The 3,891-nt window shown below is 30.8% G+C and carries 4 protein-coding genes; 2 read left to right on the plus strand and 2 right to left on the minus strand.

Features of this window, described 5'->3' with window-relative positions:
- Nucleotides 1-3: 3 nt before the first annotated feature.
- Complete coding sequence (locus tag RR430_RS09080; protein ID WP_332488311.1) at nucleotides 4-594, minus strand: type IV toxin-antitoxin system AbiEi family antitoxin domain-containing protein; 591 nt, start codon at nucleotides 592-594, stop codon at nucleotides 4-6.
- Nucleotides 595-763: 169 nt separating this feature from the next.
- Between RR430_RS09080 and RR430_RS09085 the strand changes: the two genes are divergently transcribed.
- Both RR430_RS09085 and fucO read left to right on the plus strand, forming a co-directional pair.
- Nucleotides 764-1,267: a TetR/AcrR family transcriptional regulator C-terminal domain-containing protein gene (locus RR430_RS09085; protein ID WP_332488312.1), complete on the plus strand. Its 504-nt coding sequence runs from the start codon at nucleotides 764-766 to the stop codon at nucleotides 1,265-1,267.
- Nucleotides 1,268-1,355: 88 nt separating this feature from the next.
- Nucleotides 1,356-2,501: a lactaldehyde reductase gene (fucO, locus tag RR430_RS09090; RefSeq protein WP_332488314.1), complete on the plus strand. Its 1,146-nt coding sequence runs from the start codon at nucleotides 1,356-1,358 to the stop codon at nucleotides 2,499-2,501.
- Between the two features lie 259 nt (nucleotides 2,502-2,760).
- On the opposite strand, the gene RR430_RS09095 is transcribed toward fucO, so the two are convergent.
- The gene (locus RR430_RS09095; RefSeq protein ID WP_332488316.1) at nucleotides 2,761-3,702 is read right to left on the minus strand and encodes a hypothetical protein; all 942 of its coding nucleotides are present in this window, start codon (nucleotides 3,700-3,702) and stop codon (nucleotides 2,761-2,763) included.
- Between the last annotated feature and the right edge of the window lie 189 nt (nucleotides 3,703-3,891).

Genomic DNA, 3,891 nt, shown 5'->3' on the forward strand with positions numbered 1-3,891 from the left:
ATATTAGCTCTCCTGAACGACTCTAAGATAGATTCTAAATCTCTTTTCTATTCTCATTTCTTTTGCATACATCATTGCTCTTGATAAATTTTTTTTAGGATTATGAGCATAAAATAAAATTGCTTGGCTGAAAATCTGACTTTCAATTCTATTTTCATTTTTAATTATGTCACAGATTGTTTTATCAATATTATAAACCTTAATTCTATTGCCATAAGGACTTTCAATTTCTTCTATTCCTAATTCATAGATATTCCTTCTTACATAATAAGCTTTTAATTGTGTTTTAGATTTAACATTATATCCAGTAGGAACTGTTACACAATATTTAGGATATGCAACATCAGTTAAGTTATGTAAGTATAATGCTGTTTCATTTGAAAAAATAAAATATTTTGACCTTTCCTGAATCTCCCTATATTCATCTGGAGATGACTCAATACTACTATAAGAACCAATCCCCCATCGAATAAGCTGATTTTGATCAACAGCTTGTTTAAGTGTTGAGCGTGAAAAACCTGCAGCTACAACATCTTTAGCCGTAAATACTCTCTTTGAATTAGCAAATTCCAACAGTTTGTCAATTTTGCTCATATAATCACCTCTTTGTATATGTGTACTTATATTATATTATTTTAAGAACGTTTATACAATGCTGTTTTCATATAAATTTATAATCAGATATAATTTTTAAATTATTCATGTTAAAATATTGTACATGGATACTACTAAACTAAAACTTGCAAACTCGATTAAAACTTTGATGAAAACAATCCCCCTAGATAAGATTACAGTAACAGATATTGTATCTATGGCTAAATGTACTCGTCAAACTTTTTATCGTCATTTCGTTGATAAATATGACCTAGTAAATTGGTACTTTGAGGAATTAGTAATGCAATCTTTTAAAGAAATGGGATTAAGTAAAACATTGTATGATGGATTAATTAAAAAGTTTAACTTTATCCAAAATGAATACCATTTCTTTTATGAAGCATTTTCTAGTAATGATGCTAATTCATTAGTCCAATATGATTATGAAACAATATTATCCTTTTATACATCTATTATAGAAAAGAAAACTAAAGCTCCTTTAGATGAACAATCTAGTTTTCTATTAAAGATGTATTGTAGAGGATCAATTGATATGACTGTAGATTGGGTTAAAAACGGTATGAAACTACCACCCAAAGAATTAGCAGCCCTACTCATACATGCTATGCCAGAGCCTTTAAAAGAAGATTTATCATACATAAAACTTAAATAAGTTACACTCTAAACAATGTGTCACTTCTTTTTTTATTAACTACTTGTTAAAATATTCACAGGAAGCTTATTCCAAGGAGGAAATAGATATGGCAAATCGTTTTATTTTAAATGGTACCTCTTATCATGGTGCAGGTGCTATCAGTCACATTAAAGATGAAATTAAGAATTATGGTTTTACAAAAGCATTTGTATGCTCAGACCCAGATTTGATTAAATTTGGTGTAACTGCAAAAGTATTAGATGTTTTAAAAGAAGCTAATTGTCCTTGCGTAATTTACGATGATATTAAAGCTAACCCTACTATTGAAAATGTACAACATGGTGTTGAGGCATTTAAAGCAAGTGGAGCTGACTTCATTGTTGCGATTGGTGGAGGTTCTAGTATGGATACTGCCAAAGCAATAGGTATCATTATAACTAATCCAGAATTCGCTGATGTCAAATCATTAGAAGGTGTTGCACCTACTAAAAACCCTTGTGTACCAACATTTGCAGTTCCAACAACTGCTGGTACTGCAGCTGAAGTTACAATTAACTATGTAATCACTGATGCCGCTAATAATAGAAAACTTGTATGTGTAGATCCACATGATATTCCTGTAGTTGCATTTGTTGATCCTGATATGATGTCTACTATGCCAAAAGGTTTAACTGCCGCTACTGGTATGGATGCTTTAACTCATGCAATTGAAGGTTATATTACTAAAGGTGCTTGGGAGATGTCTGATATGATGCATCTTAAAGCAATCGAAATTATTTCAAGATCTTTACGCCTTGCTGTTGCAAATGATCCAAAAGGCAGAGAAGAAATGGCTTTAGGTCAATATATCGCAGGTATGGGATTCTCAAATGTTGGTTTAGGTATTGTTCACTCAATGGCTCATCCTCTTGGTGCTTTATATGACACACCTCACGGAATCGCTAATGCCATTATTTTACCAACAGTTATGAAATACAATGCAGAGTGTACTGGTGAAAAATACAAAGCCATTGCAGAAGCTATGGGTGTAAATACTCAAGGTATGAACCAAGAAGAATACCGTCAAGCAGCATGTGATGCTGTTCAACAATTATCTACTGATGTTGGTATTCCTACTAACTTAAAAGAAATTGTAAAAGAAGCAGATTTAGACTTCTTAGCACAATCCGCAATGGATGATGCATGCCGTCCAGGTAACCCTAAAGATCCTTCATTTGAAGATATAAAGAATTTATATATTTCACTACTATAAACGATGAAAGGTGCAACCAAATGGCTGCACCTTTTAATTTGGCATCTTGTCATAATCTGTGGTGTGGTTACCCTTTAAACAGTCTGTGGTTTGTTCCATAGACTATTTTGCATTAAAAAACTCCTATCTTATAATGTAATTGTCTAAGATCACAAAATAGAATAGGAGGAAGACAATAAATGTCTTTAAATAATTTTATCACAGATATTCTCAATATTAACTTAGATTCAACTGAGAATATTCAATCAATTCAATCCAATTACCTCCATTGTTTATCTAATATTGTATCAATAGCTTGTAATGTACGTTCATCATTATCATTCGATAGTGATAGTATCAAGGATAAAGTATCCACAATACCATTACTTGATAAAGGTGTTGGATCATATTTCCATATTTGTACTTGAACTTGTGTATCAGCATCCAATAATGATTTAGTACCTAATTTATCCAAGTTACCTACCTTTGATGTTGCATACCCCTCCACTTTTGTTGGATTGATCATAGTGTATTTTGATAACGCTGTATATCCTGCAAAACAACAATTTTCAGGTAAGTCTTTCTTAGATATATAATAACTTTTTTTAACTGGATTTTCTAAGTATAGTAATGCTTTTTCATATACATTTTTCTTTGATTGAACAGTATATATTATTTTTTTCACTCCATTTTTCTTTGTATTAATTAAGTCCAAATCTTCAAGTTGTTTAGTAGCTCTAGAAATCGACATCGGTGTAAATCCTAAAGCATTTATCGCATCGCTACAAAATAATTCATTTTCTTTATGCAATAAGAAATACAACAATAACATCTGTGTGGATGGCAACAACTTCTCATTTTTCACCAGTTCCATTGAATATCGCTCTTGTAATAATACACCTAGAAATGGTAGATATATTTGTTTCTCATTTACTACAAAAGGTATGTTTGCATCAATCAGATATTTTCTTTCCCGTGCTATCATTTTTTCCAGTATTAATACTACCGGAATATTATCATACGATTTAATTTTCTCTATGTGCTTCTTAATTGTAGAGATTGGTTCTAACTCAAATTTTGGATACAAAAATATTACATCAATACCAGATAAATTAACAGCACTATATTTATATCTATCGCTTAAATAGTATGGTAAATCTTTACCATACCTCCACACATTATACCTGACCTTTAAATTTAAAGTATTCTCCAAATATTCCATGCTGTCACCATCCTTTTATCATATATATGTATTATAACTTTATTAATGTTATATTACAATATTTATGTTATTTTAAGAAATAAATAAAACTCTGTAACGAAAACAGGAGCAGATAATTCTGCACCTGTCTTACTTATTCTATACAAATACTATCTACTTCATCGATTTCTGCCATTTTAACAGAAACTA

Origin of the sequence: Anaerorhabdus sp. (assembly GCF_036641015.1) — a bacterium.
GTDB lineage: Bacteria > Bacillota_I > Bacilli_A > Erysipelotrichales > Erysipelotrichaceae > Anaerorhabdus.